The sequence below is a fragment of the Solirubrobacter deserti genome, assembly GCF_027587175.1.
GTDB lineage: Bacteria > Actinomycetota > Thermoleophilia > Solirubrobacterales > Solirubrobacteraceae > Solirubrobacter > Solirubrobacter deserti.
This window is the reverse complement of record NZ_JAPCID010000056.1, coordinates 1-26,651: the sequence shown is the minus strand read 5'-3', so window position 1 is coordinate 26,651 and position 26,651 is coordinate 1. Positions and strand designations below refer to the sequence as shown.

Annotated in this window: 23 protein-coding genes and 1 pseudogene; 16 read left to right on the top strand and 8 right to left on the bottom strand. The window is 72.1% G+C overall.

Annotated elements, in window-relative coordinates:
* Nucleotides 1–61: 61 nt before the first annotated feature.
* Both OJ962_RS28170 and OJ962_RS28165 read left to right on the top strand, forming a co-directional pair.
* The gene (locus tag OJ962_RS28170; protein ID WP_202957497.1) at nucleotides 62–1,753 is read left to right on the top strand and encodes a P-loop NTPase family protein; all 1,692 of its coding nucleotides are present in this window, start codon (nucleotides 62–64) and stop codon (nucleotides 1,751–1,753) included.
* A complete protein-coding gene (locus tag OJ962_RS28165; RefSeq protein ID WP_202957496.1) occupies nucleotides 1,750–3,366 on the top strand; it encodes a GTPase in 1,617 nt (538 codons plus the stop codon). The genes OJ962_RS28170 and OJ962_RS28165 overlap by 4 nt, the downstream gene beginning before the upstream one ends.
* Here the strand turns inward: OJ962_RS28165 and OJ962_RS28160 are convergent.
* The 7 genes from OJ962_RS28160 to OJ962_RS28130 form a co-directional block, all read right to left on the bottom strand.
* Nucleotides 3,322–4,314: an NADP-dependent oxidoreductase gene (locus tag OJ962_RS28160; protein ID WP_202957495.1), complete on the bottom strand. Its 993-nt coding sequence runs from the start codon at nucleotides 4,312–4,314 to the stop codon at nucleotides 3,322–3,324. The two genes, OJ962_RS28165 and OJ962_RS28160, sit on opposite strands and share 45 nt — an antisense overlap.
* Nucleotides 4,241–6,343 (bottom strand): molybdopterin-containing oxidoreductase family protein, encoded by a 2,103-nt coding sequence (locus OJ962_RS28155; protein WP_202957494.1) that lies wholly within the window; start codon nucleotides 6,341–6,343, stop codon nucleotides 4,241–4,243. The genes OJ962_RS28160 and OJ962_RS28155 overlap by 74 nt, the downstream gene beginning before the upstream one ends.
* A 5-nt stretch (nucleotides 6,344–6,348) precedes the next feature.
* Complete coding sequence (locus OJ962_RS28150) at nucleotides 6,349–7,197, bottom strand: type IV toxin-antitoxin system AbiEi family antitoxin domain-containing protein (protein WP_202957493.1); 849 nt, start codon at nucleotides 7,195–7,197, stop codon at nucleotides 6,349–6,351.
* 104 nt (nucleotides 7,198–7,301) lie between these two features.
* Entirely contained in the window at nucleotides 7,302–8,687 is a 1,386-nt protein-coding gene (locus OJ962_RS28145) for a protein adenylyltransferase SelO (protein WP_202957492.1), read from the bottom strand.
* A 10-nt stretch (nucleotides 8,688–8,697) separates the two neighbouring features.
* Nucleotides 8,698–8,970, bottom strand: coding sequence for a hypothetical protein (locus OJ962_RS28140; RefSeq protein WP_202957491.1), 273 nt, complete (start codon nucleotides 8,968–8,970; stop codon nucleotides 8,698–8,700).
* A 43-nt stretch (nucleotides 8,971–9,013) separates the two neighbouring features.
* Nucleotides 9,014–9,535 (bottom strand): TetR/AcrR family transcriptional regulator, encoded by a 522-nt coding sequence (locus OJ962_RS28135; protein ID WP_202957490.1) that lies wholly within the window; start codon nucleotides 9,533–9,535, stop codon nucleotides 9,014–9,016.
* On the bottom strand, nucleotides 9,532–9,864 hold the full coding sequence (locus tag OJ962_RS28130; RefSeq protein ID WP_202957489.1) for a DUF1330 domain-containing protein: 333 nt from the start codon (nucleotides 9,862–9,864) through the stop codon (nucleotides 9,532–9,534). The genes OJ962_RS28135 and OJ962_RS28130 overlap by 4 nt, the downstream gene beginning before the upstream one ends.
* Nucleotides 9,865–9,965: 101 nt before the next feature.
* Between OJ962_RS28130 and OJ962_RS28125 the strand changes: the two genes are divergently transcribed.
* The 9 genes from OJ962_RS28125 (at nucleotide 9,966) to OJ962_RS28085 (ending at nucleotide 16,559) form a co-directional block, all read left to right on the top strand.
* Nucleotides 9,966–10,520 (top strand): NYN domain-containing protein, encoded by a 555-nt coding sequence (locus OJ962_RS28125; RefSeq protein WP_270006759.1) that lies wholly within the window; start codon nucleotides 9,966–9,968, stop codon nucleotides 10,518–10,520.
* Nucleotides 10,521–10,678: 158 nt separating this feature from the next.
* Nucleotides 10,679–11,707 carry an LbetaH domain-containing protein gene (locus OJ962_RS28120; protein WP_270006758.1) on the top strand — a complete coding sequence of 343 codons (1,029 nt, stop codon included), beginning with the start codon at nucleotides 10,679–10,681 and terminating at the stop codon, nucleotides 11,705–11,707.
* A 38-nt stretch (nucleotides 11,708–11,745) separates the two neighbouring features.
* On the top strand, nucleotides 11,746–12,330 hold the full coding sequence (locus OJ962_RS28115) for a carboxymuconolactone decarboxylase family protein (protein WP_202957486.1): 585 nt from the start codon (nucleotides 11,746–11,748) through the stop codon (nucleotides 12,328–12,330).
* A complete protein-coding gene (locus OJ962_RS28110) occupies nucleotides 12,327–13,196 on the top strand; it encodes an RNA polymerase sigma-70 factor (RefSeq protein ID WP_202957485.1) in 870 nt (289 codons plus the stop codon). The genes OJ962_RS28115 and OJ962_RS28110 overlap by 4 nt, the downstream gene beginning before the upstream one ends.
* 50 nt (nucleotides 13,197–13,246) lie before the next feature.
* Nucleotides 13,247–13,690 (top strand): hypothetical protein, encoded by a 444-nt coding sequence (locus OJ962_RS28105; protein ID WP_202957484.1) that lies wholly within the window; start codon nucleotides 13,247–13,249, stop codon nucleotides 13,688–13,690.
* A gap of 13 nt (nucleotides 13,691–13,703) precedes the next feature.
* Complete coding sequence (locus tag OJ962_RS28100) at nucleotides 13,704–14,462, top strand: SDR family oxidoreductase (protein WP_202957483.1); 759 nt, start codon at nucleotides 13,704–13,706, stop codon at nucleotides 14,460–14,462.
* Between the two features lie 11 nt (nucleotides 14,463–14,473).
* Entirely contained in the window at nucleotides 14,474–15,343 is an 870-nt protein-coding gene (locus OJ962_RS28095) for an NmrA family NAD(P)-binding protein (RefSeq protein ID WP_202957482.1), read from the top strand.
* Between the two features lie 20 nt (nucleotides 15,344–15,363).
* A complete protein-coding gene (locus OJ962_RS28090; protein WP_202957481.1) occupies nucleotides 15,364–15,720 on the top strand; it encodes a VOC family protein in 357 nt (118 codons plus the stop codon).
* Complete coding sequence (locus OJ962_RS28085; RefSeq protein WP_202957480.1) at nucleotides 15,717–16,559, top strand: helix-turn-helix domain-containing protein; 843 nt, start codon at nucleotides 15,717–15,719, stop codon at nucleotides 16,557–16,559. Before OJ962_RS28090 ends, OJ962_RS28085 begins: the two co-directional genes overlap by 4 nt.
* Here the strand turns inward: OJ962_RS28085 and OJ962_RS28080 are convergent.
* Nucleotides 16,556–19,891, bottom strand: coding sequence for a choice-of-anchor Q domain-containing protein (locus tag OJ962_RS28080; RefSeq protein WP_202957479.1), 3,336 nt, complete (start codon nucleotides 19,889–19,891; stop codon nucleotides 16,556–16,558). The genes OJ962_RS28085 and OJ962_RS28080 overlap by 4 nt on opposite strands.
* 223 nt (nucleotides 19,892–20,114) lie before the next feature.
* Between OJ962_RS28080 and OJ962_RS34550 the strand changes: the two are divergent.
* The 5 genes and pseudogenes from OJ962_RS34550 to OJ962_RS28055 form a co-directional block, all read left to right on the top strand.
* Nucleotides 20,115–20,555 (top strand): annotated as a pseudogene (locus tag OJ962_RS34550) (hypothetical protein); the annotation flags it as partial.
* A 1,829-nt stretch (nucleotides 20,556–22,384) separates the two neighbouring features.
* A complete protein-coding gene (gene trkA, locus OJ962_RS28070) occupies nucleotides 22,385–23,710 on the top strand; it encodes a Trk system potassium transporter TrkA (protein WP_202957477.1) in 1,326 nt (441 codons plus the stop codon).
* Complete coding sequence (locus OJ962_RS28065; RefSeq protein ID WP_270006757.1) at nucleotides 23,707–25,221, top strand: TrkH family potassium uptake protein; 1,515 nt, start codon at nucleotides 23,707–23,709, stop codon at nucleotides 25,219–25,221. The genes trkA and OJ962_RS28065 overlap by 4 nt, the downstream gene beginning before the upstream one ends.
* Nucleotides 25,222–25,231: 10 nt before the next feature.
* Nucleotides 25,232–26,122, top strand: coding sequence for an aminotransferase class IV (locus OJ962_RS28060; protein ID WP_202957476.1), 891 nt, complete (start codon nucleotides 25,232–25,234; stop codon nucleotides 26,120–26,122).
* A gap of 92 nt (nucleotides 26,123–26,214) precedes the next feature.
* Nucleotides 26,215–26,625, top strand: a complete 411-nt coding sequence (locus OJ962_RS28055; protein WP_202957475.1) for a hypothetical protein — start codon at nucleotides 26,215–26,217, stop codon at nucleotides 26,623–26,625.
* Nucleotides 26,626–26,651 lie beyond the last annotated feature (26 nt).

Genomic DNA, 26,651 nt, shown 5'->3' with positions numbered 1-26,651 from the left:
CGCGCGCCGACATCTGACCGCGGGCTGACTGCTTGTCGCGTGCGGTGGGAAGCGTCACGCCATGAGCGTGCAGTCCCCGACCGCGCTGACGCACGGGCTCGCCGGCCTCGGCCGGACGTTGCGGGGCCTCGAGCTGCGGCTGGAGGCGCCGGGCGCCGAGGAGGCCCGCCACGTGCGCGACGAGCTGATCGCCCAGATCGACGACTACCTGCTGCCACGCCTGCAGAGCATGGAGGCGCCGCTGCTGATGGTCGTGGGCGGCTCGACCGGCGCGGGCAAGTCGACGCTGGTCAACAGCCTCGTCGGCGCGCCCGTGAGCGCGGCCGGCGTGCTGCGGCCGACGACCCGCTCGCCCGTGCTCGTGTGCCATCCGGACGACCTGCGCTGGTTCGAGGACGACCGCATCCTGCCGGGGATGAGCCGTACGACCGGCCGGGACGCCGGGCCGGGTGGCCTGGAGCTCGCGCCGACGAGCGGGCTGCCGACGGGCGTGGCGCTGCTCGACTCACCGGACATCGACTCCGTGGTCGACACCAACCGCGCGCTGGCCCGCCAGCTGCTGGCGGCGGCCGACGCGTGGCTGTTCGTGACCACCGCGGCCCGCTACGCCGACGCCGTCCCGTGGGAGCTGCTGCAGAGCGCGCGGGACCGCGGCACCGCGCTCTCGCTCGTGCTGGACCGCGTGCCGCGCGAAGGCGCCGCCGAGGTCTCCGGGCATCTGCGCGCGATGATGGCCGAGCAAGGCCTGGGCGCCGCCGAGCTGCTGGTCGTGCCCGAGACGGCGCTGGAGGACGGGCGCCTGCCGGCGGCCGCGCTGGCGCCGGTCCGCGGCTGGCTCGACGGCCTGGCGGCGGACGCCACCGGCCGCGCGGACCTCGTCCGCCGCACGCTCACCGGCGCGCTCGAGAGCCTGCCGCGGCGCGTCGGCGCCGTGGGCAAAGCGCTCGATGAGCAGCAGGCGACCGCGGTCCAGCTGCGCGCCGATGTCGAAGGCGCGTACGAGCGCGGGCTGGACGAGATCGATGAGGCGCTGCGCAGCGGGACGCTCCTGCGCGGCGAGGTCCTCGCCCGCTGGCACGAGGTCGTCGGGACCGGCGATCTGATGCGCGAGCTCGAGTCCCGGCTCTCGCGTGTGCGTGACCGGCTCCGCTCGCTCGTGACCGGCGGGCCCGCGCCCGAGGCGCGCCTGCAGGCCGCGGTGCGCTCCAACGTCGACGCGGTCGTGCACGCCGCGGCGGACCGCGCCGCGGAGCGCGCCGCGACCGACTGGCGCAGCCGCCCGGCCGGTCGCGCACTGCTGGAGGGCACCGGCCGGCTCGACGCCGCCTCCGCCGCGCTGCTCGACCGCACGCGCGAGGAGGTCCGCGCCTGGCAGGGCGACGTCTTCGAGCTCGTGCGCAAGGAAGCCGGCAACCGCCGCCAGACCGCGCGCTTCGCGTCGCTCGGCGTCAACGGCGCCGGCCTGGTGGTGATGTTGGCGGTGTTCGCCCAGACGGGCGGGCTCACCGGCGCCGAGCTCGCGGTCGCGGGCGGGACCTCCGCGGCGGGCCAGCGCATCCTCGAGGCGCTGCTGGGCGACCAGGCCGTGCGCACGCTCGCCGCCCGCGCGCGCACGATGCTGCTCGAGCGCACCCGCGGGCTCCTGGAGGCCGAGGCGGAGCGCTACGAGGCGCTGCTCGCGCCCGCGGCGCCGCCGACGGACGCAGCGGTCCAGCTGCGCGAGACCGTGCGGAGCCTCGAGTCCGCGCGATGAGCAAGCTCGACCAGCGCCTGAGCGCGCTCGCCGAGGCCGTAGAGCTCGCCGAAGGCCGGCTGGATCCGGAAGTCGTGGCGCCGGCCCGCGCGCTCGTGCGGCGCGCCGGCGAACGCCTCGGCCACGGGCTCGACGCCACCGTCGTCGCGCTCGCCGGCCCGACCGGCGCCGGCAAGTCGACCCTGTTCAACCTGCTCGTCGGGCGCGAGCTCTCGCGCTCCGGCGTGCGCCGGCCGACGACGTCCACCACGACCGCGGCGGTCGGCGAAGCGGTCGAGCCCGCGCTGCTCGACTGGCTCGAGATCCGGCAACGGCACGCGCTCGGGCCGGAGGCGCCGGAAGGCCTGGCGCTGCTCGACCTGCCCGATTTCGACTCCATCGAGGCCGCCCATCGCGCCGAGGTCGACCGGCTCGTGCGGATGGTCGACCTGCTGGTGTGGGTCGTCGATCCGCAGAAGTACGCGGACGCGACGCTGCACGAGGGCTACCTGCGCCCGATGGCCGGGCACGCGGCGGCGATGCTCGTCGTGCTCAACCAGGCGGACCTGCTCGGCGACCAGGTGGACCGCGCGCGCAAGGACCTGCAGCGCGTGCTCGCGTCCAGCGGGCTGGGCGACATGCCCGTGCTCGCGCTGTCGGCGCGCACCGGCCAGGGGACCGACGCGTTGCGCGAGGCGGTCGAGGAGCGCGTGCGCAGCCGCAAGGCCGCGCTGGCCCGGCTCGAAGCCGACGTGTCCTCCGTCGCGGAGCCGTTGCGCGCCGCCGCGGGGAAGGGTCGCGCCGCGGGCGTGAGCCGGCGCGACCGCGAGCGGCTCGTCGCCGCGCTGTCGGACGCGGCGGGCCTGCCGGGCGTCGTGCGCGCCGTCGAGCGTGCGCACAAGCACCGCGGCGCGCTCGCGGCCGGCGTGCCGTGGATCTCCTGGGTGCGGCGGCTGCGGCCCGACCCGCTCCGGCGCCTGGGGCTCGAGCGCGCACAGGCCGAGGACGCGCGCACGTCACTGCCGCCGCCGACGCCGGTGGAGCGCTCGCTGCTCGACTCCGCCATCCGCACGCTCGCCCACGACGCGTCGTCCGGGTTGCCGGAGCCGTGGCCCGCGCTGGCGCGCCGCGCCGCCACCGCCGAGGAGGGCGCGCTGGCCGACCGGCTCGACCGCGCGATGGCGGGCGCGGACCTGCGGATGACCCGACCGCGGTGGTGGCGTGTCGCGCGCGGGCTGCAGCTCGCGTGCGCACTGGCGGCCGCGGCCGGCGCGCTGTGGCTCGTCGCGCTGGCGGGGCTCGGCTATCTCCAGCTCGACGACGTCGTGCCGACACCCGACATCGGAGGCGTCCCCGCGCCGACCGCGCTGCTCATCGGCGGCCTGCTGGCCGGGCTGTTGCTGGCGCTGATCGCGCGGCTGGTCAACCGGGCGGGCGCGCGCCGCCGCGCGCGGCGCGCACGCCGGGCACTGCACGAGCGCATCACCGGCGTGGCCGAGGAGCTCGTGATCGCTCCGCTGGAAGTCGAGCTGGCCGTTCCGGCCGCGCTCGGCCGCGCCCTCAAGGGCGAACGCAAACGCGGCCGCGGCCTAGAAGCGCACGAGCATCTTGCCCGTGTTGGCGCCGCGCAGTAGGTCGATGAAGGCCTGCGGCGCGGCCTCGACGCCACCGTCGACGATCGTCTCGCGGAACTGCACGCGGCCGTCCGCGACCCACGGGCCGACCTCGTCGATGAACGCCTGCCGGCGGTCGCCGTGGTCGCTGATGATGAAGCCCTGCAGCTTGAGCCGCTTGCCGATGGCCTGCATGAGCTGGAACGGCGCGGGCTCGTCGGTGTTGTAGCTGGAGATCGCGCCGCACAGGGCCGCGCGGCCGTTCTGCTTCATGGCGTGGATGGCCGCGGCGAAGTGGTCGCCGCCGACGTTGTCGAAGTAGACGTCGATGCCGTCGGGCGCGGCTTCCCGCAGCAGCGTGCGCACCTCGCCGTCGTGGTAGTCGAACGCGGCGTCGAAGCCCAACTCGTTCAGCCACTCGACCTTCTCGGGCGAGCCGGCGGAGCCGATCACGGTGTGCCCCTTGAGCTTGGCGATCTGGCCCGCGAGCGACCCGACGGCGCCCGCGGCGCCGCTCACGAACACGATGTCCCCGTCGCGCAGCTCCGCGATGTCGAGCAGGCCGACGTAGGCGGTCAGGCCCGGCATCCCGAGGACGCCGATGAACGCGGACTCCGGGACGCCCGCGGGCGGTGTGACCTTCTGCGCGTACTGCGCCTTGACCACGGCCACCTCGCGCCAGCCGAGGCCGTGCACCACGAGATCGCCCTCGGCGAACCCGTCGACCTTGGATGCGATGACTTCGCCGATCGCGGCGCCGTCGAGCTGCTGGCCGATCTGCCACGGCGGCGTGTACGACTTGACGTCCTTCATCCGCCCCCGCATGTACGGGTCGACGGACATGTACCGGTTGCGCACGACGAGCTCGCCCCGCTGGGGCGCGCGGACGTCGGTCTCAGCGAGCTCGAAGTTGGACGGCTCCGGCTCGCCCTCGGGGCGCGAAGCGAGCCTGATCTCTCGGCTGGTCATCGCCGTTGACGCTACCCACCCGCTCGACCTCGACGCGGTTGTCGTGGTAGACGGCGCCGCCGCCCATGTCGGAGTCGCGCTCGTCGGTGGTGGCGTTGACGTTCGCGCCGCCGCGGACGTGCTTGAGCCAGTGGCCCTTGGTGGAGGCGATCACGCCCTGGCGCACGCTGTCGGCGACGAGGACCTCCGCCTCGAACGCGCCGCGTGCGTTGAACACGCGGACCGTGTCGCCGGAGGTCAGGCCGCGCTCGCGCGCGTCGTCCGGGTGCATCGTGATGCGCGGGCCGCCGGCCTTGGCCATGAGGTCCGGCTTGTTGGCGAAGATCGTGTTCAGGAACCAGTGGCTCGCGGGCGCGATCAGCGCCAGGGGGTGCTGCTCGTCCGGCGCGGTGGCCTGGGACGGCGTGTAGCCGGGGATCGGGTCCAGGCCCGCCTCCGCGGCCTTCTCGGAGTAGAACTCGAGCTTGCCGGACGGTGTGGGGAAGCCGTCGGTGAAGGGCACGTAGCGCTCGGGCAGGTAGCGCTTCCAGCCGACTTCCCACAGCTCCTCGAACAGCTCGTCGCCGAGCAGCGTGCGCGCGACCTCCTCGTCGCTCGCGTAGAGCGCCGGTTCATCCAGGTCCATCGCGCGTGCGATCCGGCGGAACGTCTCCAGCGTGGACTTGGCCTCGCCGCGCGGCGCGACCGCCGGGCGGTTCAGGTGCACGTACGAGTGCCCGTAGCCGTCGTTGACGTCCAGGTGCTCGGTCTGCATCGTCGCGGGCAGGACGATGTCCGCGTAGTCGACGGTGTCGGTGGGGAACTGCTCCAGCACGACCGTGAACAGGTCCTCGCGCATGAGGCCCTCGCGCACCCGGCGCTGGTCCGGATTGGAGCCCATGGGATTGGCCTGGTAGACGACGAGCGCCCTGATCGGCGGGTCGTCCTGGTTGAGCAGCTCGTCGGCGAGGCGGACCATGTTGAGCGAGCGGACCGGCTGCTGGAGCAGGTCGTCGCGGTAGACCCCTTCGAAGTTCGGCGTGAAGCGCCCGCTGGTCGAGTACGACGCGCCGCCGCCCGGGTACTGCCAGTCGCCCGTCACGCCCGGGATGGCGTAGAGCATGCGCAGCGCGGCGCCGCCGCCCGCGTGGCGCTGCATGCCCTGCGTGCAGCGGATGCCGGTCGGGCGCGTGGTCGCGAGCCGCTCGCCGAGCGCGCGGATCCGCTCCTCCGGCAGGCCCGTGAGCTCCGCGACCCGCTGCGGCGAGAACTGGAGGATGCGCTCCTTGAACTCGTCGAAGCCGACCGTGTTGCGCGCGATGTACTCGCGATCCTCGGCACCCAGCTCGAGCACGACGTGCAGCAGGCCGAGCGCCAGCGCGGCGTCGGAGCCGGGGAGCGGCGCGAGCCACTCGTCGGCGCGCTCGGCGGTGCGGGTCTTGATCGGGTCGATCGACACCACGTACGCGCCACGCTTCTGGGCCTCGCGCATGAACTTGAACACGTGGTGGCCGGAGGTGAGCGGGTTCGTGCCCCACAGCAGGATCAGCTTGGAGTCCGCGAACGTCTCGGGGTCCATGCCCGCGGCCGTGCCGGTCGTGTAGCTCGCCCCGAGCTTGCCCGCCACGCTGCACGCCGTCATCTCGTGCACCGACGCGCCGAGCACGTTCCACAGCGGCTGGCCGGCGCGGCCCTCCAGGCCCTGCACGTAGCCGAGCGACCCCGTGCCCTGGAACGGCCAGATCGCCTCGCCGCCGAACTCGTCCTTCACCGCGTGCAGCTTCGCCGCGATCTCCGCCGTGGCCTCGTCCCAGCTGATGCGCTCGAACTTGCCCGCGCCCTTCGCCCCGACGCGGCGCATCGGGTACAGGATGCGGTCCTCGGCGCGCACGTGATCCAGGTAGCCGTTGACCTTCGCGCACAACGCGCCTGCCGTGTACGGATGGTCGCGGTTGCCGCGCAGCCGCGTGGCGACGCCGTCCTCGACCGTCACCACCCAGCTGCACCCGTCGGGGCAGTCGAGCGGGCACGCGCCGAAGAACTCCGTCATGGGAATCAGACTACCTCTGCGCCCAGCGCGTTCGCGATTCGTCGCTGAACCACGGCGGGCTGCGCGGTGGCCTCCCGCCACGTCGTGCGGATCACGCGCAGGCCCATCCGCTCGAGCACGAGCTGGCGGGACGCGTCGTCGGCGCGCGCGATCAGGTTGCCGTGGAAGCGCCGGCTGTCGGCTTCGAGGATCAGTCCCCGCTCGGGCCACAGGAAGTCGGGGATGTAGCTCGTGCCGTCCAGTCGCGGGTTGACCAGCGGGATCGGCAGGCCGGCATCGTGGATGAGGTGCAGGACGAGGTTCTCGTTCTCGCTCCTCGTGGGCGCCGCCTCGGCGAGGACGCGACGTAGCTTCTTCGCTCCGCGGCCGGTGTAGGTCACGAGTTGCCCGAGCGTGACGAGCTCCAGGCCGAGCGCATGGTTCACGACGCCGCGCAGGACCTTGACGGTCGCGGTCGCGGTGATGTCGCAGATCGCGCGAGCGGGCGTGACGACGGGGACGCCCCTGTGGACCGTGCCTTCGATGTGATCGGACCGATGGTTGACGATGCCGGCGCGGTCGCGTTTGGTCGGCGACGTCACGTGCGGGTCGTGCTCGATCCAACGCCGGAGGCCCCAGTGGACCACGGCGGACCAGTGGGAGAGGACGGCCCCGGGGCCGCAGGCGAGCACCGCCGCCAGAAACCGGCCTTCGAGGGGGAGGTTGGGGTGCCCCACCGCCCACACTCCGCGATACGCCGGAAACAGCCGTCCTGCCGCGACGCGCTTCGAGATCGCTTGGCGCGACAGCCCGAGCGCGCGCAGATCACGGGCGCTCACCAGGCCCCACTGCCGGGCGGCGATCCGAGCGATCACTTTGTCAACCGCTGGTTGACGAATCGAGCTTTCGACGACCATGCCGCGAATCGTCGCCCGCGGCGCCGTCGCGAAACAAGACGCGATTGCGAAGCTTCTGCGACTTAAGTGCCGCAGAACGTCTGGTAGAAGCGCTCCGGCCCAGGCTCCGCGTAGACCTCGCGGCCCTCGCGCTCCTCGAACGGGCGGGCGAGGACCTCCATCAAGCGGCCGAGCGGCAGCAGGTCGTCGTCCATCGCCGCGGCCAGCGCCTCCTCGACGAGGTGGTTGCGCGGGATGTAGATCGGGTTGACGGAGTTCAACGCCGCCAGGCCGTCCGACGAGGTCAAAGGCCGCCACGAGTCGGCCCACGCGTCGAACTCGGCCGGCGCGGCGAACAGCGCGTGCGCGCGGCGGTTGTCGCCCAACGCGGCGTCCGGCAGGGCGCGGAAGAACGAGGTGAAGTCGACCCGCTGCTCCTCGAGCACCTTCAGGGTCTCCTCGATGAACGCCGTGTCCGGCTCGCGCAGCCCGAGCTTCGCAGCCATGCCGGACCGCCAGGCGCGGCCGTAGCGATCCTCGAACGTCGTCAACACGGACGTCGCCCGCTCGACCGCGTCCTCGCCGCCGATCAGCGGCAACAGCGTCTCGCCCAACCGCGCGAGGTTCCACTGGGCGACGGCCGGCTGGTTGCCATAGGCGTAGCGGCCCATGTGGTCGATCGAGCTGAAGACGGTCGCCGGGTCGTAGCGGTCCATGAACGCGCACGGGCCGTAGTCGATCGTCTCGCCCGAGATCGCCATGTTGTCGGTGTTCATGACGCCGTGGATGAAGCCCACGAGCATCCAGCGCGCCACCAACGAAGCCTGCGCTTCGACGACCGCCTCGAAGAACTCCAGGTACCCGAGCCCCGGGTAGTGGCGGGCGATCGCGTAGTCGGCCAGCTCGCGCAGGCCGCCGTTGCGCGCCGCGTACTCGAACGTCCCCACGCGCAGATGCGAAGAGGCGACGCGCGTGAGCACCGCGCCCGGCAGCGGGCCGGCCTCGCGCATCACCTTCTCGCCCGTGGCGACGACGGCGAGCGCGCGCGTCGTCGGGATGCCGAGCGCGTGCATCGCCTCGCCGATCACGGCCTCGCGCAGCATCGGGCCGACGACGGCCTTGCCGTCCCCGCCGCGCGCGAACGGCGTACGGCCGGAGCCCTTCAGGTGCAGGTCACGGCGCCGCCCCGCGCGATCCACGACCTCGCCGAGCAGCAGCGCGCGCCCGTCGCCCAGCCGCGGCGAGTACCCGCCGAACTGGTGGCCGGCGTAGACCTGGGCGACCGGCGTCGCGCCCTCGGGGACCTCGTTGCCGGCGAAGACATCGACGCCCCACTCCACGCCCAGCTCCGCCGCGAGCGCCTCGTTGTGGATCAGCAGCCGCGGCTGCGGCACCTGCGCCGCCTGCCACGGCACCGAGAGCCCTTCCAGCTCACGGGCGAACGTGTTGTCGAGGGTCGCGACCGCCATGCAGACGAGGTTAGGCGCTGCCCACGGGGGTCGTCCCGAACATCAACGTGCGACGGCGGACGTCGTAGTGCACGATCTGCGCGGTGGACAGCATGTCCTGCAGGTTGTCGGCGTCGTCGGGGTCGACGGTCAGGACCTCCTCCCACGCGCCCTGGTCGAGCACGAGCTGCAGGGTCCACATGCCGGGCTCGCCGGGCTCCCCGGCGATCCACGTGAACTGGTAGTGACTGAGCTGACGCACCTGGATGGTGTCGTCGGTGACGGGCTGCTTGGGTTGGGGCATGCGGCGGGGCTCACCACCCGCCCGCGCGGTCAACCGGCCCGGGTCACGTCGATGACGCCACGCCCCGGGCGAGCAACGCGCGCACCTGCGCGCGAGCGTCTTCGGGCTGCATCAGCGCCACCCCGCGCAGCAGCGCGACGACCACGGCCGCCATCGCCTCGTCGCCGTCGAGGTAGCCGGCCATGGTCGCGCGGAAGCGGGCGTCGCGCGCCTCGAACGCGGGCAGCAGGTCGACGTCGCCCGCCTGGGCCTCCGCCCACAGCACTGCGTACACGCGCGTGTCCAGCGGCCGCTCCTCGAACGCGGCCAGGTACGCGTCGACGAACTCGAGCACGTCGTCGGTCTCCGGCGGCACGAAGCGGTTCTGCAGCTCCAGCGTCAACGCGTCCAGCAGCCCCTGGCGGGACCCGAACTGGTGCGTGACGATCCCGCGGGAGTACCCCGCCGCCTCGCCGACCGCGGCCAGCGTCACCGCGCGCACGCCGCGCGAGGCCACGATCTCCATCGTCGCTTCCAGCAACCGGCGTTCGGTCTGCGCCCGGCGCTCCGCCTGTGTTCGTCTCACATCAGCCAGTGTGTCGGTTGCACCACGGCGTCCTCCAGCGCCTCGCGTCGCAGGGGCTCGATCGCACGGTACTCGGGCGAGCGGATCATGCCCGCGAACGCCGCCCGGCTCGGGTAGCGGACGAGCAGGACCGCGTCCCAGTCCTCGCCCTCGAGCGACGGGAAGCCGGTGCCGAAGAACAGCGGCTCGGCGTCGGCGGCCACCCCCGACGCCAGCAGCGCCTGGCGGTAGTCGTCGTAGCGCGCTGCGCCGCCCGGCCGGAAGCGCAGCAGGTTGAGCATGACCACGGGTCCACCCGGGTCCTCATCGAGGAAGCGATCCAAGTCCATGCTGTCCAGTCTAAGTACTTGCTTGTCATATGGCAAGTTTTGCTGGCATGAGGTCGCCGCGGCGCCTGGATGGACTGACCGCCTGCGTTAGTCTCGCGGGCGTGCCTGAGACGTTCCTGCTCATCGACGGCGAGAACATCGACGCGACGCTCGGCGCCGGCGTCCTCGGCCGGCGCCCCGCCCCGGAGGAGCGCCCGCGCTGGGATCGCGTCCGCGACTACGCCCGCGCCGTCTGGGAGCAGCCCGTGCGCGGCCTGTTCTTCCTCAACGCCTCCGGCACCGTGCCGATGGCGTTCGTCCAGGCCCTGACCGCCCTCGAGTACCGGCCCGTGCTGCTGAGCGGGCCGCCCGACGTGAAGGTCGTCGACGTCGCCATCCAGAAGACGATCGACGCCCTCGCCGAGCGCGGCCACGGCGACCTGCTGCTCGCCTCCCACGACGGCGACTTCGCGCCCCAGGTCGAGAACCTGGCCGAGCAGCCGGGCCGTCGCATCGGGGTCATCGGCTTCCGCGAGATGACCAGCACGCTGCTCACCGAGATCGAGGGCGTCGAGCTGTTCGACCTCGAGGACGACGTCGGAGCGTTCACGGTCGCGCTGCCGCGGATCCGCGTCGTGCCGATCGAGGCCTTCGACCCCTGGACGCTGCTGGGGTAGGCGCGGCGAGAGCCATGGCGTGTGCAAGGGTGCGCGCCATGCGTTCATCGCTAGGGTCTGAAGTACCTCATCAACCTCGCCGCATTGCGCTCGCAGTCGCGGCGGGGGTGCTCGCGGCGGGTACCGGGGTGGCCGTCGCAGCCACCGCCGGCGAGCCAGTGAGCAGCTCCGCGCCGGTCGTCGTCAACGGGTCGTTCATCAGCCCGCTGACCGAGCGCTTCGGCGACGTCCGCGTCGGCAAGGGCGTGTTCGTCACGGCCAACACGACGCTCCGGGCCGACCCGGGACACCACGTGCAGCTCGGGGACCGCACCAACGTGCAGGACAACGTGTCCGTGCTCGCGCTCACCGGCGAGCCCGGCGCGCGCACCGCCGCCACCGGCGCGCGCACGAGCCTCGCGCACCAGGCCGAGGTGGTCAACAGCCGGATCGGCAAGTTCACGTTCATCGGCTTCCGCGCCCGGATCGTCAACGCCACGCTGGCCGACGGCGTGTTCGTCGGCCACGGCGCGATCGTCGACGGCGTCAAGGTTCCGAAGGACCGGTTCGTCGGCGTCGGCCAGGTGGTCACCACGCAGGCGCAGGCGGACGCGCTGCCCAAGAAGACCGAGGGCGACGCGGACTTCCAGCGCGACGTGCTCGAGGTCAACCGCGAGTTCGCCGAGGAGTACGCGCACCTGTACGAGAAGAGTGGCTACACGGCCGTGACCGGGATCAGCCGCTCGCCCAGGACGAGCTTCAACCCCGGCAAGCGCCCGACGATCGGCGCCGGCGCCGTCATCCAGCCGAGCGCGCGGATCGAGGGCGACGTCCGGCTCGGTGCGAACGCGAAGGTCGGGCGGCGCACGTCGATCCGCGCCGACGAGGGCTCGCCGATCAGCGTCGGCGCGAACGCGGAGATCGAGGACCGCGTCACGTTCCACGCGCTCAAGGGCACGAGCGTGAGCATCGGCGCCAACCTCGACACCGACGACAACGTCGTCTTCCACGGGCCGCTGAGGGTCGGCGACCGCCTGACGATCGCCGACGACGCGATCCTGTTCCGCGCGACCGTCGGCAACGACGTCACGATCGAGCATGGCGCGATCATCGCCGGGCCGGCGACCGGCCTCACGCTCCGTGACGGGCTGAGGGTCCCCGCGGGCACGGTGCTCACCAGCCAGGCGCAGGTGGACGCGCTCAAGTAGTTCTGTCACACGGGGGAGGCGGGCGGTGTCTGGATGCCATGACCAGCACCGTTCGCATCCCCCCGACCGAGATCACCGGCGTCAAGGGCGCCATCGTCAAGCGCTTCTCCCGCAAGATGCTCGGGGATGTCCCCGAGTCGCTCGGCGTGCTGTGGCACAACCAGAAGGTCCTGAACTTCGGGTTCGGGCTGGGGCGCAAGACGCAGAAGTGGGACGCATGCCCGCAGGACCTGAAGTCGTTCGCGCACATGGCGGTGGCCAGCCAGGTGGGGTGCAGCTTCTGCCTGGACCTCGGCTACTTCGAGGCCAACAACAAGGGGCTGGACCTCACCAAGGCGCGTGAGGTGCCCGTGTGGCGCAGCTCGGACAAGTTCACGCCGCTCGAGCGCGACGTGCTCGAGTACGCCGAGGCGATGACGAACACGCCGCCCACCGTGACCGACGAGCTGTCCGCCACGCTGCTCAAGGCGCTCGGCCCGGCCGGCCTGCTCGAGCTCACCTCGTTCATCGCGCTGGCGAACTTCTACAGCCGCTCCAACGTCGCGGTCGGGATCGAGGCCGCGGGCTTGGCGGCGCGCTGCGAGCTCAAGCCGCTCGCCGTAGCCTCTCCGGCAGTCGCATGACCGACGATCCGTTCGTCACCCACCGCAGCCTGCTGTTCACGGTCGCCTACGAGATGCTCGGCTCGGCGGCGGACGCCGAGGACGTCGTGCAGGAGACGTGGCTGCGGTGGGAGCCGATCGACCGCGACGAGATCGTCGACCCGCGCGCCTACCTGGTCCGGATCGTCACCCGCCAGGCCCTGAACCGGCTGCGCACGCTCCGGCGCCGGCGCGAGGACTACGTGGGGGAGTGGCTTCCCGAGCCGCTGCTGACCACGCCCGACATCGCCGAGGACGTCGAGCTCGCGGAGTCGGTCAGCATCGCCATGCTCACCGTGCTGGAGACGCTCAAGCCGCACGAGCGCGCGGTGTTCGTGCTCAAGGAGGTCTTCGACTTCCCGTACGAGGACATCGCGGCCGCTGTCGAGAAGTCGCCGGCCGCGGTCCGGCAGATCGCGCACCGCGCGCGCGAGCACGTCGCCGCGCGGCGCCCGCGGATCGAGGTGGACCGCGCCGAGCAGGAACGCGTGGTCGCGCAGTTCATGACCGCGATCGAGTCCGGCGACATCCAGCTGCTGCTGAACGTCCTGGCGCCGGACGTCGTGATCGTCGCCGACGGCGGCGGCGAGGTCGGCGCCGCGCTGCGGCCGATCCGCGGCCCCAAGACGGTCGCGCGCCTGCTCTCGCGCTTCCGCTCGTTCGTGCCGGACGCGGTCGTCGTCCCGATGCACGTCAACGGCATGCCGGGGACGCGGATCGAGCTCGACGGAGCGCTGGACACGGTGATCAGCCTCGTGGTCGAGAACGGCCGCGTGAGCCGCATCTACTCCATCCGCAACCCGCGCAAGCTGGCGCGCGTGTCCGCGGCGGCCGCCCTCACCCGTTGACCGCGAAGGAAGGGTTGACCGACGCTGCGCAGGGGGCGTAGCGTCGGTCCATGCGCCGGGTGCTGATCGTCGCGAACCGCACGGCCGGGACGCCCGATCTGCTGGCCGCGGTCGAGCGGCGCGCCGCCGCCGAGCGGACCGGGTTCACGCTGCTGATTCCCGAGGTCAAGCGCAGCAAGAACGCCGACTGGACGCTCGAGCAGGCGCTCACCGCGCTCCGCAAGGCGGCGGCGGGGGAGACACGGAGCCGGGCGACGCACGTCGACGGCCGCGTCACCGGCCTCGATCCGCTCGCCTCGATCAAGGCCGCGCTCGCCGAGGAGCGCTACGACGAGGTCCTGATCTCGACACTCCCGGCGCGCCGGTCGCTCTGGTTACGCACCGACCTACCGGCCGAGGCGCGCAAGCTGGGCGTGCCGGTCACGGTCGTCAGCGCGCCGGAGGAGGCGAGGATGGGGCTCAAGGACCTGCCGGTGATCGGCGGCCCCAGCTGAGATCATCCGCTGGGTGAAGGTCGCGCTCGTCACGGGGGTCAGCCGCCGCGCGGGCATCGGGTTCGCGATCGCGCGCCGGCTCACGGAGGCCGGCGTAAAGGTGTTCGCGCACCATCACGTGGCCCACGACGCCGAGCGGGCGTGGGGCGCGGACCCGGCCGGCATCGAAGCGGTGATCGCGCAGCTCGGCGGGGAGACGGCGCACGCCGGGTTCGACCTCGCGCGGCCGGACGCGCCCGCGCAGTTGATCGACGCCGCGCGCGCCGCCTTCGGGCACGTGGACATCCTCGTCTGCAACCACGCGTCGAGCGGGCCGGACGGCGCGCTCGAAGACGTCACGGCCGAGATGCTCGACGCGCACTGGGCGGTCAACACGCGCGCGTCGCTGCTGCTGGCGCAGGCGTTCGCGGCCCAGCACGACGGGCGCGAAGGTGGGCGGATCGTGCTGCTGACGTCCGGCCAAGGGCAAGGGCCGATGCCCGGTGCGATCGCCTATGCGACATCGAAGGGCGCGCTGGCGGCGATCACACTCTCCCTGGCGGACGGGCTCGCCGACCGCGGCATCACGGTCAACTGCGTCAACCCCGGGCCGACCGACACCGGGTGGGCGACGCCCGGGCTGCTGGACGCGGTGACCGAGCACATGCCCGCCGGCCGCTGGGGCGAGCCGGACGACGCGGCGCGGCTGATCGCGTTCCTGGTCTCCGACGACGGGCGCTGGATCACGGGCCAGACGATCCACAGCGAGGGCGGCTTCCGGCGCGGCGAGTAATCATCCCGGGTGTGATCGCCGTCACCACACCCACCGGAAACGTCGGGCGCCACGTCACCGCCATGCTGATCCGCGCCGGCGTCCGCCCACGCGTGCTCGTGCGCGACCCCGCCAAGCTCGACCATCCGGACCACGTCGACGCCGTCCAGGTCGACCTCACCGACCGGGACGCGGTCGCCGCGGCCATGGAGGGCGTCGACGCGCTCTACTGGGTCACGCCGGCGAGCTTCATGTCGCCCGACCCGCTCGCCGACTATGCCGCCTACGCGGAGGTGGCCGCGCACGCGATCGAGCGCAACGGGATCGCCCGCACGGTCTTCCAGAGCAGCGTCGGCGCCGAGCTGCGCGGCGGCGCGGGGGAGATCGACGGGCTCGCGGCCACCGAGCAGCGCCTCGAGCGGGTCGCGCCCGCGATCACGCACCTGCGCTGCGGCTTCTTCTTCGTCAACCTGCTCCACCAGCGCGAGGACATCGAGCGGGGGGCGCTGCCGATCATCCTGCCGACCGACTTCAAGATGCCCTGGGTGGACCCGCGCGACATCGCCGAGGTCGCGACGGGGCGGCTGCTCAACCGCGACTGGACCGGCCGCCACGTGCAGGCGGTGCACGGCCCGGAAGACCTGAGCTGGGACGACGTCGCCCACCTGCTGAGCGAAGCGACCGGCACGCCGGTGAAGGCGGAGCGGGTGCCGGACGAGGCGATGCGCGCGGGCCTCCAGCAGGCGGGGATGAACGAGCGGCAGATCAGCGCGCTGATGGGCATGTCGACCGGCCTGCGGGAAGGCTTCACGCCCGAGCAGCCGCGCGACGCGACCACGACGACGCCGACCACGCTGCGCGCGTTCATCGCCGATCACATTTCTCCAAGACAGCCGGCCTGACGCCCCGTACCGTCCCGCCCATGACCTCCATCAGCTTCTTCGAGCTCGGCGTCGACGACGCGGAGAAGGCGCGCGACTTCTACGGCGAGCTGTTCGGCTGGACGTTCGAGACCGGCCCCACGATGAAAGGCTTCGCGATCTCGACGCCGGGCGTGCCCGGCGGCATGCATCCGGGCGACAAGGGCGCGTGGCCGTACGTGTTCTTCCGCGTCGACGACATGGACGCGGCGCTCAAGCGCGTAGTCGAGCTTGGCGGCGAGGTCCAGGACGACTTCGGCGACGACTCCGAGGACAACGTCAAGCGGTTTGGGCGCTTCAAGTTCGTCAAGGACAACCAGGGCTCGCCCTTCGGGCTGCACCAACCGCCGAGCGCATGACGCGGGTTCTCCGGCACGTCTCCGAGCTGGACCGGTGGGAGATGGTCCTGGGCGCGCCGGACCCTCGCTTGGCGCCGTACATCCTGCGCTACTGCGACTACGACGAGCGCACCGGCAGCTTCGTGCGGCGCCGCGAGCTGCCGGGCGTCCGCGTCGTGGCGATCATGAACCTGGGCGCGCCGATCCGCGTCCGCGACGCCGAAGGCGAGTGGGAGACCCACCACGACGGCTTCTTCGCCGGCCTGCACGACCGCTACGCGATCACCGAGACCAGCGGCGCCCAGCGCGGCGTCCAGATCGACCTCACGCCGGTCGGCGCGCACCTGCTGCTGCGGCTGCCGATGCACGAGCTCACCGGACGCGTCGTCGAGCTCGACGCGTTGCTCGGCGCCGACGGTCCGCTCCTGCACGAGCAGCTCGCGGACGCCCGCCACTTCGAGCAGCGCTTCGCCGCCCTGGACGCCTTCTTCCTCGCCCGCCTCGACGACGCCGTCTCGCCCGTCCCCAGCATCACCCGCGCCCTCACCCGCCTGCACGCGACCCGCGGCACCGTCTCGATCGGCACGCTCACCGACGAGCTCCAGTGCAGCCGCCGTCACCTCAACGCCGGCTTCAAGGACCACGTCGGCGTCTCACCCAAGCTGCTGGCCCGCATCCTGCGCTTCACGCGCGCCGTCGAGCTCAGCGCGACGACACTGAGCTGGGCGGAGATCTCGCAGGTGAGCGGCTACTACGACCAGGCGCACATGGTCCGCGACTTCCAGCAGTTCTCGGGCTCGCCGCCGACGGACTTCGTGCGCCGCCGCCTCCCGGACGGCGGCGGCTACCGCGCCGACTAGCGCGGCTTGGCCAGGTACCGCTTGCCGGCGCGCACGATCACGCGCTTCTTCCCCGCCCGCACCTCGACCGCGCCCTGCGTGACGCGCGTGAGCGTCCCCGCGCACGTGTCCTGCACCAGCCACGTCGTGCCGCGCACGGTCGCCGCGCTGTAGCGCCCGCTGGTGCGGAACGCGCCCTTGCCCTTGCCCCAGAGCTTGCGCGACTTGGCCTTCTTCTTCTGGGCCGCGGACGCCGCGCGGCCCTTGCGCGGGCAGGGCGCGAGCGGCTCGCTGAGCGTCAGGTTCGTGATCCCGCCGACGTAGGAGAGCCTGAACAGGCCGTCGTAGAACTCCGCGGTCTCGGCCGGCGCGCCCGGCTTGGGGATCGACGTCAGCGTCACGCGGCCCTTGCGCGTGTCGATCTCCGTGCCGTACGGGAGCTCCTGACCGGCCGTGAGCGCCACGAACCGGTTCGTGCCCGGCACCTTCACCAGCACGGTGCCGCCGGCCGGCGCGGCCACGATCTCGCGGCCCGGCTCGGGTTGCGGTGTGGGCGTCGGGGTGGGCGTGGGCGTCGGGGTCGGCTGCGCGCCCGGCACGTTCGGCGTCGGCGTCGGCGTCGGCGTGGCGGTCGCCGTCGGCGTGGGCGTGACTCCCGGGTCGGGGCGCGCCGCGATCGCGGCGTACACGACCTCCGTGAAGTCGGCGATGTCCACCTCGATCCGGTAGCGGCCCGCTTCGGCGTACGTGTGCGCGGCGGACAGCCGGTACGCCCACTCGCCCGTGGTGCCCGTGCACGTGAAGGGGTGCGCGGTGGGGGTGGTGTCGTCGCCCCAGTCGACGATCGCCTCACCGGGGCAGAACGAGGCCACGCCCGTGATCACGAGCGGCGTCGGCTCGCCCGCGACGCCGCTCGTGCGGTTCGCCGTCTCGAACATCGTGGCGGCGGAGTCCTCACCGTCCGCACTGCTGACGAGCACCTCGACGTCGTACGCCTCACCCGGATCGAGCCCGTTGAGCGTGTAGGTGAGGCCGGCCGGATCGTCGCCCGCGCCGGCGAAGCCGCCGGTCACCTGGGCGCCGTTCAACAGCACGCGGTAGGTCGTGGGCGAGCCGTTGGGGTCGACGTCGAAGACCACGCGCGCGGAGGCGTCGGTGACGTCGACCACGTTGAGGCCGCTGAGCTGCGGCGGCTCGGCCGGCAGCTCCGTGCCGCTGAAGTCCGCGAAGGCGCGCTCATCCTCCGTCAGGGTGAGCTCGCACGCGCCGGTGCCCTGGCAACTGCCGGCCCAGCCGTGGAACTGCTCGCCCGCGCCCGGCGTGGCCGTGAGCGTCACCGCACCCGCGGGCCGCTCGACCGAGCACACGCCTGGGCAGTCGAGCCCGCCTCCGGTCACGCGCCCGCGGCCCGCGACGTTGACCGACAGCACGCGCCGGTTCGCCGTCGGCGTGACCACGGTCGCGAGCTGCGCGTCCGGGCCGCGGTCATAGTCGACCCGCACCCGGTGGCGCCCGCCAGCGGCGTAGGTGTGCGCGGCGTCGAGCGTGAACTCCTCGCCCGGGCCGCAGGTGATGGCCGTCGTGGGGGAGCTCGACCCGTCACCCCAGTGGATCAGCGCCGACGTCGGGCAGCCCTGCACGGGCACGCCGACGTCGCTCACCGTGAGGGGCTCGCCCGGCACGCCGGCGAAGGTGCGCAGCGTCCGCCGGTCGATGATCCCGTCGTCGCCGGACGTGGAACCCCCCGGCCCGGTGACCACGATCTGGATCCGGTGCATGGTGTCGGGGTCCAGGCCGGGAATCGTCCGCGTGATCTCCCGCTCGCCCAGGCCCGGCAGCGGCGTCGGCGGCATCGGGGCGCCGTCGACGAGCACCTGGTACTCGGCACCTTCGCCGCCCGGGTCGACCGTGAAACGCACCGTGATGCTGTCTCCGCCGACATCAACCGCCTGAAGCTGGCCGATCGACGGCGGCCCGGCCCCGGTCATGAAGGACTTGACGGCGCCGCGCGCCTCGCCTGACGCGTTCGCCGCCACCGCGCGGTAGTAGTACGTCGTCCCGGGCGCGAAGGGCGGCCGCGACTCGCTGCGGGTGACCGCGCCGTCGACGACGCCCGTGCCGAGGCCGGTGGTCCGCTCGTACTCGCCGGGCACGGTGCCGTACTCGAAGTACAGCGCGCCCGCCTCGCCCTGCAGGTCCAGGGTCGCGAACAGCGAGTCGCCGATGTCGAGCGTCGTCACCGACGGCACCCCGACCTTGACCGCCTCGAAGGCGCCGATGTCGCACGCGCCGGAGCGGGGGACGCCGCGCTGATCGACGGCCGGGCAGCCCGTGATCAAGGGCGCGTCGATCGCGGCGCTGTCGAACAGCAGCGCCGCGGTCGGCGTCGCGCCGGTGTTGTCGGCCAACGGCGCCAGCCCGGCGACGCGCTGCTGGTCCTCGGTGCACGAGCCGTCCTCGTCGAGGTTGCCGCCGAGGTCGGAGCTGATCGCGTTCGGGCCGCACGCGTCGTTGTGGCCGCGCGCGAGGATCGTGTTGCGCACGGCGGTGGTGCCGGACTCCCGCTGCAGGGAACCGTTGATGTTGCCGGTCATCGTCACGTTCAGCAGCGAGAGCGCGCCGCCGGCGTTGAGGATGCCGCCGGCCGGCCCGAACGAGCCGTTGTCGGCCACGGTCGTGTTGGTCAGCGCGACCGTCCCGCCCCGCATGTAGACGGCGCCGCCGCCGCTCGGGCCCTCGTTGGCCCGCAGGGTCGAGCGGTTGATCGTCACGGTGCCGCCGTGCACGAACAGCGCGCCGCCGAACCCGCCGTGGTTGCCGTAGGCGTCGACCTCGGTGAGCGTGAGCGTCCCGCGGTTGGCGATCGCCGCGCCTGCGGCGCTGTGGCCGTTGCCGCTGAAGACGACCCGCTCCACCGTCGTCTCGCCCTCGTTGAGCAGCGCGCCGCCGCCGTCGACGGCCAGCGGATCGGAGCCTTCGAAGCCGGTCCTCCCGCCCTGGAGAGTGAGGTCGCGCAGGGTCACGGTGGCGCCGGGGCGGACGCGCAGGATCCGCCGCGGATTGGTCGAGCCGTCGATGCTGGTCACCCCGGAGCCGGCGCCTTCGATCGTGATCGAGCGCTCGACCTCGAGCGTGCCCTGCTCGACGGCGTGGACGGCCACGTTCGGGCCGCCGCCGAGCCGCACGGTGTCGCCCGATGCGGCGGACGCGATCGCCTCGCGCAGCGTGCAGTCGCCGGGGACGCAGACGCCGCCGCTGCGGTCGTCGAGGCGGTTGACATCGATGACCACGCCGTGGGCGGTGCCCGCGAGCGTCAACCAGAGGACGAGGGCGAGCGCGACGCGCGAGAGCATCGGTTCATCGTGGTCGGGCGCACCGGCAGCGAACCTACCGGAACGTGCAGTCCGGGCGAGATTTTGTGTGGAGTGCACAGCCACGGAGATCCATCGTTGTGTGGCTGCCTGAGCGTTGAGGGATCTCAACGGGGAGTGCGGTGGACTCGCCTTCTGGACCCTGGCTAACTGGCTCGTGAGCGGGCCATGAGGGGCCCGGCTCGGACAAGGAGAGGGGCTCCGTATGCGGTTGAAGGGCTTCGCCGGCCTGGCCGGCGTATTAGGCGTGCTCGCGATCGGCGCGCCCACGGCGCACGCGCATCCCTGCGCGGAGACCTGGTCGCTGTCCACGGCGACCTTCCTGTCGGCCAACAACAGCAGCATCGGCTGGGGTGGCTCGCTGCCGACGATGAACAACGACGCCGACTGCGCGCCCGTGGAGGGCTCCAAGGTCGCCGCCAGCGTCGCCATGACGGGCGCCGACGCCGCCGCCGACCCGGTCGAGGAGGCCGTCGCGTCGTTCGAGTACACGCCGAACATGACCCCGCTCGGCTACTCCAAGCGGGTTCCGCCGCTGCACACGGGCACGAGCCTCGCCGACATCAACTCCGACATCGCCTTCAAGGGCAACCTCGCCTTCCAGGGCCACTGGAGCGGGTTCCGCGTGATCGACATCTCCGACCCGAAGAACCCGACCCAGCTCTACAACACCGAGGCCTGCCGGCACACGGCCGGCCAGGGCGACGTGATCGTGCACGGCAACATCCTCGTGCGCACCTGGGACAGCGGCGCGACGGGCTCGCAGGCCGGCGCCACGTGCATGGACGAGCCGGTCAACGACCCGGGCCTGACGGGCTTCCAGGGTCTGCACATCTGGAACATCGCCGACCCGGCGAACCCGGTCTACGTCCGCAAGGTCCGGATGGCGACGACCGGCAACGGGGCCGGCGTCCCGAACGGCTGCGGCGCCCACACGGCGACCGGCGTGCCCGACGACGCGCGCGGCTACTTCTACGTCTACGTCGGCGGCTCGGAGAACAACTGCCCGGGCATGGACATCGTGCGCATCAAGCTCGACGACCCGTCCGACGCCGTCTTCCTGCGGCGCGCGGTCGCCAACCGCCAGTGCCACGACAACAACGTGATCATGGGCCAGCTGAACATGGCGATGTGCGCGGGCGGCAACGGCTTCTCCGTGTTCAAGTGGGACCCGAGCAAGCCCGCCGACGAGGCCGGCACGCCCGAGTCGCCGGGCGGCATCGCCAACCCGACGCTGATGTATTCGCGTCAGGTTCCGGAGATCGGCAACGGCCCGGCGCACTCGGGCTCGTTCACCTATGACGGCAAGGTCCTGATCTTCGGCTGGGAGCCGGGCGGCGGCACCAACCCGCGCTGCCAGGCCGACCTCCCGACCTCGCCCAACGACAACCTGCTGTTCTTCTTCGACCCGGCGACGGGCACCGAGCTCGGTCGCATGACGCACACGCGGCCGCAGAGCGCGATCGAGAACTGCACGTGGCACAACTTCAACGTCGTGCCGACCTACAAGGGCTACTACGCGGTCTCGGGCAACTACCAGAAGGGCATCTCGGTCATCGACTTCACCAACCCGGCGGCCGCGACCGAGGTCGCCTACGCCGATCCGAAGCCGTTCAGCACGCACTTCCAGCCGACCGCGGGCGACTGGTCGACGCACTTCTACAACGGCAAGATCTACCAGTCCGACATCCGCCGCGGCCTGATCACCTGGGACCTCGACCACGACCTGATGCGGCGCGTGCGCACGCCGGATCTGTCGAACCCGCAGACGCAGACCGCGTCGTTCGCGCAGGACCTCGACGGCCCGACGATCACCTCGGCCAACGAGGGCCAGGGCTACAAGAAGGGCACGATGGTCGCCGTGCAGTTCGCCTGCGCCGACGGGGACTCGGGCGTCGAGTCCTGCACCGCCGACGCCGAGAACCTGGACACCGGGACCGTCGGGACCAAGTCCTTCCGCGTGACCGCGCGCGACAAGGCCGGGAATGTGACCACCAAGGACGTCACGTACCTGGTCAACAGCGCCGACTTCCCGCACACCGTGGGCGGCGGGGTGCCGGCGACGCTGTCGCTGACGCTGGCCGGTCCCACCCAGTTCCCGCCGTTCGTGGCGGGCACCGCGCAGGAGTACACCACCACGAGCGAGGCGAACGTGATCTCCACCGCGGGTGACGCGGCGCTGACCGTGGCCGACCCCGGGCACATGACCAACGGCGCGTTCTCGCTGGCCGCGCCGCTGCAGGTCTCGTTCTCGAAGGCGGCCTGGACCGCGCCGGTCTCCAACGACAAGGTGACCGTCACGTTCAAGCAAGCCGTCGGGGCCAATGAGCCGCTCCGGACGGGCACGTACAGCAAGACGCTGACGTTCACGCTCTCCACCAGCACCCCATAGAGCCGTGAACTGTGGGGCCCGCCACCTCAAGGCGGGCCCCTCGTGCCCCCTGAGGGCTCGACTTGCCCTACGCTCTCCGACCGATGCGCATCGTCGTACTGGGCGCCGGACACGTGGGGAGAGCGATCGTCGATGCGCTCTACGAAGAGCACGAGATCACGGTGATTGACACCAACGCCGATCGGCTGACCTGGCTCGCCGACCGCTACGACGTCCGCATCGTCGAGGGCAACGGCACCACCAAGCGGGTGATCCGCGAGGCGGGCATCCAGAACTGCAGCCTGTTCATCGCCTCCACCTCGCGTGAGGAGGCGAACCTCGTCTCGGCGATGCTGGTCAAGAAGCTCAGCGGCGCGCGCGTGATCGTGCGTACGACCAGCGTCGAGTACCTGGACGCGTGGCGCGAGCGCGAGATCGACGTGGACTTCATGGTCTCCTCCGAGCTGGAGACCGCCAACGCGATCTCCGGCCTGATCGGCATCCCGGCGGCACGTCAGACGGACGTGTTCGCCGACGGCAAGGTGCAGGTGGTCGAGTTCGACGTGCCCGACGGTGCCGGGGGCAACGGCGTGGTCGGCCGCAAGCTGCGCGACGCGGAGCTGCCCGTGGACTCGAAGGTCGTGAGCATCATCCGCGGCGACGAGCGGATCATGCCGGACGGCGGGCAGCGGGTCCTGGCCGGGGACCGCATCGTGGTCATCGGCTCGCCGGACGCGGCGCGCCAGTGGAGCCGGGTGATCTCGCACGAGCGCCAGCGCGTGGACGACATCGTGATCTTCGGCGGCGGCCGGATGGGCACGACGATCGCGCACGTGCTGCTGGACCGCGGCATCCGCGTGCGCTTCGTGGAGGGCCGCCTGGAACGGGCGCGCGAGGTGGCGGAGGAGATCCCGGAGGCCCGCGTGTTCAACGCCAGCGCGTTCGACTCCGAGTTCTTCGAGCGCGAACGGATCGGCCACACGACCGCGGCCGTGTTCGCGCTCAACGACGATCCCGGCAACCTGTTCAGCGCCGTGCTGGCCAAGTCCAAGGGCGTGCAGCTGACGATCGCGCTCGCGCACGACCAGACGTCGCTGCACGTGTACGAGCGCGGCGGGGTGGACGTCGCCATCAACCCGCGTCAGGTGATCGCGGAGGAGCTCGTGCGCTTCGGCCACGACCCGCGCATCCGGCAGATCGCGATGCTCGACGACGACCGCTTCGAGATCCTCGACCTGACCGTGCGGGCCGAGTCCGAGCTGGCCGGGATGCGCTTCGACCAGATGCCGGAGACCGGCTCGGTGATCGGCGCGATCATCCGCAACGGCGACGCGATCATCCCCCACTCGAAGGACATCCTGCGCGCGGGCGACCGCGTGATCGTGTTCGTGGAGTCGCGCCGCGCCTCCACGGTCGAGCGCATCCTGTGAAGCGCAAGAGCGGGATCGAGGTCGGCGCGGCGCTCGACCTCGTCGGTGGTGTGTTGAAGTGGATGGCTCCGGCATTCCTGCTGCCGACGCTGGTCGCGATCGGCTATGGCGAGAACGTCTGGTGGGCGTTCGTCCTCGCCGGCGTGATCACGGGCGTCGCGGGCTACGCGCTCGACCAGATCACGGGCGACAAGGAGGGCGCGGCCGTGACGCCGCGCGAGAGCTTCCTGGTCGTCGCGCTGCTGTGGCTGCTGATCCCGATCTTCGGCTGCCTGCCGTACATCCTGGCCGGCGGGCCGCAGCTCTCACGCCCGATCGACGCCTACTTCGAGGCCGTGTCCGGCTTCACCGCCACGGGCGCGACGCTCGTGCCGACGATCGAGGACCTGGACCGCTCGATGCTGTTCTGGCGCCAGCTCAGTCACTGGCTGGGCGGCATGGGCATCATCGTGCTCGCGGTCGCGATCCTGCCGCGGCTGCGGATCGGTGGGCGTCAGCTGCTGCAGTCCGAGCTGGCCGGGCCGACCGAGATCGAGAAGCTCGGCCAGACGATCCGGGAGACGGCGCGCCGGCTGTGGCGGCTGTACGTGATCCTGACGCTGATCGCGATCCTCGTGCTCGGGTTCCTCGGCGTCAGCGGCATCGACGACGAGATGACGTTCTTCGACGCCGTCGGGCACGCGCTGTCGGTGGTCGCGCTCGGCGGCTTCAGCACGAGGACGATCTCGGTGGCGGCGTTCTCGCCCGTGACGCAATACGTGCTGCTGGTGTTCATGATCATCGCCGGCATCAACTTCCTGCGCCTGTACCGGGTGCTGGTGCAGCGGCGCTTCGACGTGCTCGCCCGCGACGAGGAGCTGCGGCTGTACCTGATCCTGATCCTGCTGGGTTCGATCCTGATCGGCGTCGAGGTCATCGGCGGCGGCTACGAGAGCGGCGAGGCGGGCGTGCGCCACTCGCTCTTCCAGGCGACCGCGATCCTCACCACGACCGGCTTCGCCACGGCCGACTACGCGCAGTGGGGGCCGATCGCGACCGTCACGCTGCTGCTGCTGATGTTCTCCGGCGCGTCGGCCGGGTCGACGGGCGGCGGCATCAAGATCATCCGCCACCTGCTGCTGTTCAAGCTCGTCAGGCGCGAGCTCGAGCAGACCGTGCACCGCGAGGCGATCGTCCCGATCCGGGCCAACAACCGCGTCGTGGACGAGAAGGCGCTGCGCTCGCTGATCGTGTTCGTGCTGCTCTACCTGCTCGTATTCGCGATCGGGTCTTTGGGGCTCGTGATCGACTCGGGCCGGGCGGGAGAAGGGCTGAGCGCGTTCGAGGCGTTCGGGGCGGCCGCCGCGTGCCTGGGCAACGTCGGCCCGGCGTTCGGGTTCGCCGGCCCGTACGGCTCCTTCGAGCCGTTCAGCGATCTGTCCACGCTGATCTGCACCGTGTTGATGTGGCTGGGTCGTGTCGAGATCATCCCCGTGGTGGTCATCCTGACCCGCGCATACTGGCGTTCCTGAGGAGAGGTACATGAGCTTCGACACCACCGGACTGGTCGCGTACGTCAACGGCGAGTACAAGCCGTTGAGCGAGGCGTCCGTCTCGATCTTCGATCACGGCTTCCTGTACGGCGACGGCGTGTTCGAAGGCATGCGGGTGTTCGATGGTGGCCTCTTCCGCGCCGAGCTGCACATGGCGCGGATCGCGCGCAGCGCCCGCTCGTTAGGGCTCGCCATGCCGGTCGACGGCGACGAGATCGTCTCGATCATCGGCGAGGTCGTGCGGCGCTCGGACCTGCGCGACGCGCACGTGCGGCCGATCATCACGCGCGGCTTCGGCGGCCCGGGCATCGACCCGCGGCTGTGCCCGGTCCCGTCGCTGATCGTCAGCGCGTACCCGTTCCCGCCGTTCCTGGGCGCGGACCCGATCAAGCTCTTCACGAGCGCGATCGTGCGCAAGGCGCCGCGGTCGCTGGGCGCGCACGTCAAGTCCTTGAACTACCTGGACGCGATCGTGGCCAAGCAGCAGGCGGGCGAGCTCGGCGTCCACGACGCGGTCATGCTCGACTCGCTCGGCGCCGTCGCCGAGTGCACGGGCGCGAACCTGTTCATCGTCGTGGGCGACACGCTCGTCACGCCCACCACGCGCGCCGCGCTGCCCGGCATCACGCGCCGGACCGTGCTCGAGATCGCCGCCGAGCAGGGCATCGACGCGGAGGAGCGCGATGTGTGGCCGATGGAGCTGCACGCCGCCGACGGCGCCTTCGTGTGCGGCTCGGGCGCGGGCGTCGTGCCCATCGGTTCCTTCGACGGACGGCCGGTCACGTATCCCCACCACCCGCTGATCGAGCGCATCCAGGAGGCGTATCGCGAGAAGACCCGCGACGCCGCGTACCGCACGGAGCTCTACGCGGCCGCCTGACCGCTCGTCTCACCACGGCGACTCGCGCCGCGAAGGTCGGCGTCGCGCCGTGAGTACCCACGGGCGCCGACGGGCAGTGAACGGCCATGGACGTGCCCAGGATCCTCGCCGGGACGCTGGCGGTCAGCCATGCCGCGTTCGGTCTCAACTACCTCGTGCGCCCGCACGAGGCGCGGACGAGCTGGATCGGGCGCGCCGCGAAGCGGCCCGGGACGCAGGTCATGGTCCGCGCGCAGGGCGGTCGCGACGTGGCGCTGGGGGGCGGGGCGCTGCGGGCGCTGGCGCGCGCGGACGCGCGCGAGCTGCAGGCGTGGGTGGCGGCGCTGACCTTCGCCGACCTCGTGGACGTCGGCGCCACCTACTGCGCCCGCGACGCGCTGCCCGAGCGACGTGCCCGGATGGTGCTGGTGCTCGCCGGCGCCTCCACGCTGGTCGGCACCGCGGCGCTGGCGACGCTCGCCCGCGCGGGCGCCGAGCGGCCGCCGGCCGGCGAAGCGCCCTAGCGCGCCGCCGGCGCCCGCGCGCCGCG

Bases quoted from the DNA above. Each gene is read 5' to 3' on its own strand.
- OJ962_RS28170 (WP_202957497.1), top strand. From the start codon at position 62: ATGAGCGTGCAGTCCCCGACCGCGCTGACGCACGGGCTCGCCGGCCTC.
- OJ962_RS28165 (WP_202957496.1), top strand. From the start codon at position 1,750: ATGAGCAAGCTCGACCAGCGCCTGAGCGCGCTCGCCGAGGCCGTAGAG.
- OJ962_RS28160 (WP_202957495.1), bottom strand. From the start codon at position 4,314: ATGACCAGCCGAGAGATCAGGCTCGCTTCGCGCCCCGAGGGCGAGCCG.
- OJ962_RS28155 (WP_202957494.1), bottom strand. From the start codon at position 6,343: ATGACGGAGTTCTTCGGCGCGTGCCCGCTCGACTGCCCCGACGGGTGC.
- OJ962_RS28145 (WP_202957492.1), bottom strand. From the start codon at position 8,687: ATGGCGGTCGCGACCCTCGACAACACGTTCGCCCGTGAGCTGGAAGGG.
- OJ962_RS28140 (WP_202957491.1), bottom strand. From the start codon at position 8,970: ATGCCCCAACCCAAGCAGCCCGTCACCGACGACACCATCCAGGTGCGT.
- OJ962_RS28130 (WP_202957489.1), bottom strand. From the start codon at position 9,864: ATGGACTTGGATCGCTTCCTCGATGAGGACCCGGGTGGACCCGTGGTC.
- OJ962_RS28115 (WP_202957486.1), top strand. From the start codon at position 11,746: ATGACCAGCACCGTTCGCATCCCCCCGACCGAGATCACCGGCGTCAAG.
- OJ962_RS28110 (WP_202957485.1), top strand. From the start codon at position 12,327: ATGACCGACGATCCGTTCGTCACCCACCGCAGCCTGCTGTTCACGGTC.
- OJ962_RS28105 (WP_202957484.1), top strand. From the start codon at position 13,247: ATGCGCCGGGTGCTGATCGTCGCGAACCGCACGGCCGGGACGCCCGAT.
- OJ962_RS28090 (WP_202957481.1), top strand. From the start codon at position 15,364: ATGACCTCCATCAGCTTCTTCGAGCTCGGCGTCGACGACGCGGAGAAG.
- OJ962_RS28085 (WP_202957480.1), top strand. From the start codon at position 15,717: ATGACGCGGGTTCTCCGGCACGTCTCCGAGCTGGACCGGTGGGAGATG.
- OJ962_RS28080 (WP_202957479.1), bottom strand. From the start codon at position 19,891: ATGCTCTCGCGCGTCGCGCTCGCCCTCGTCCTCTGGTTGACGCTCGCG.
- trkA (WP_202957477.1), top strand. From the start codon at position 22,385: ATGCGCATCGTCGTACTGGGCGCCGGACACGTGGGGAGAGCGATCGTC.
- OJ962_RS28060 (WP_202957476.1), top strand. From the start codon at position 25,232: ATGAGCTTCGACACCACCGGACTGGTCGCGTACGTCAACGGCGAGTAC.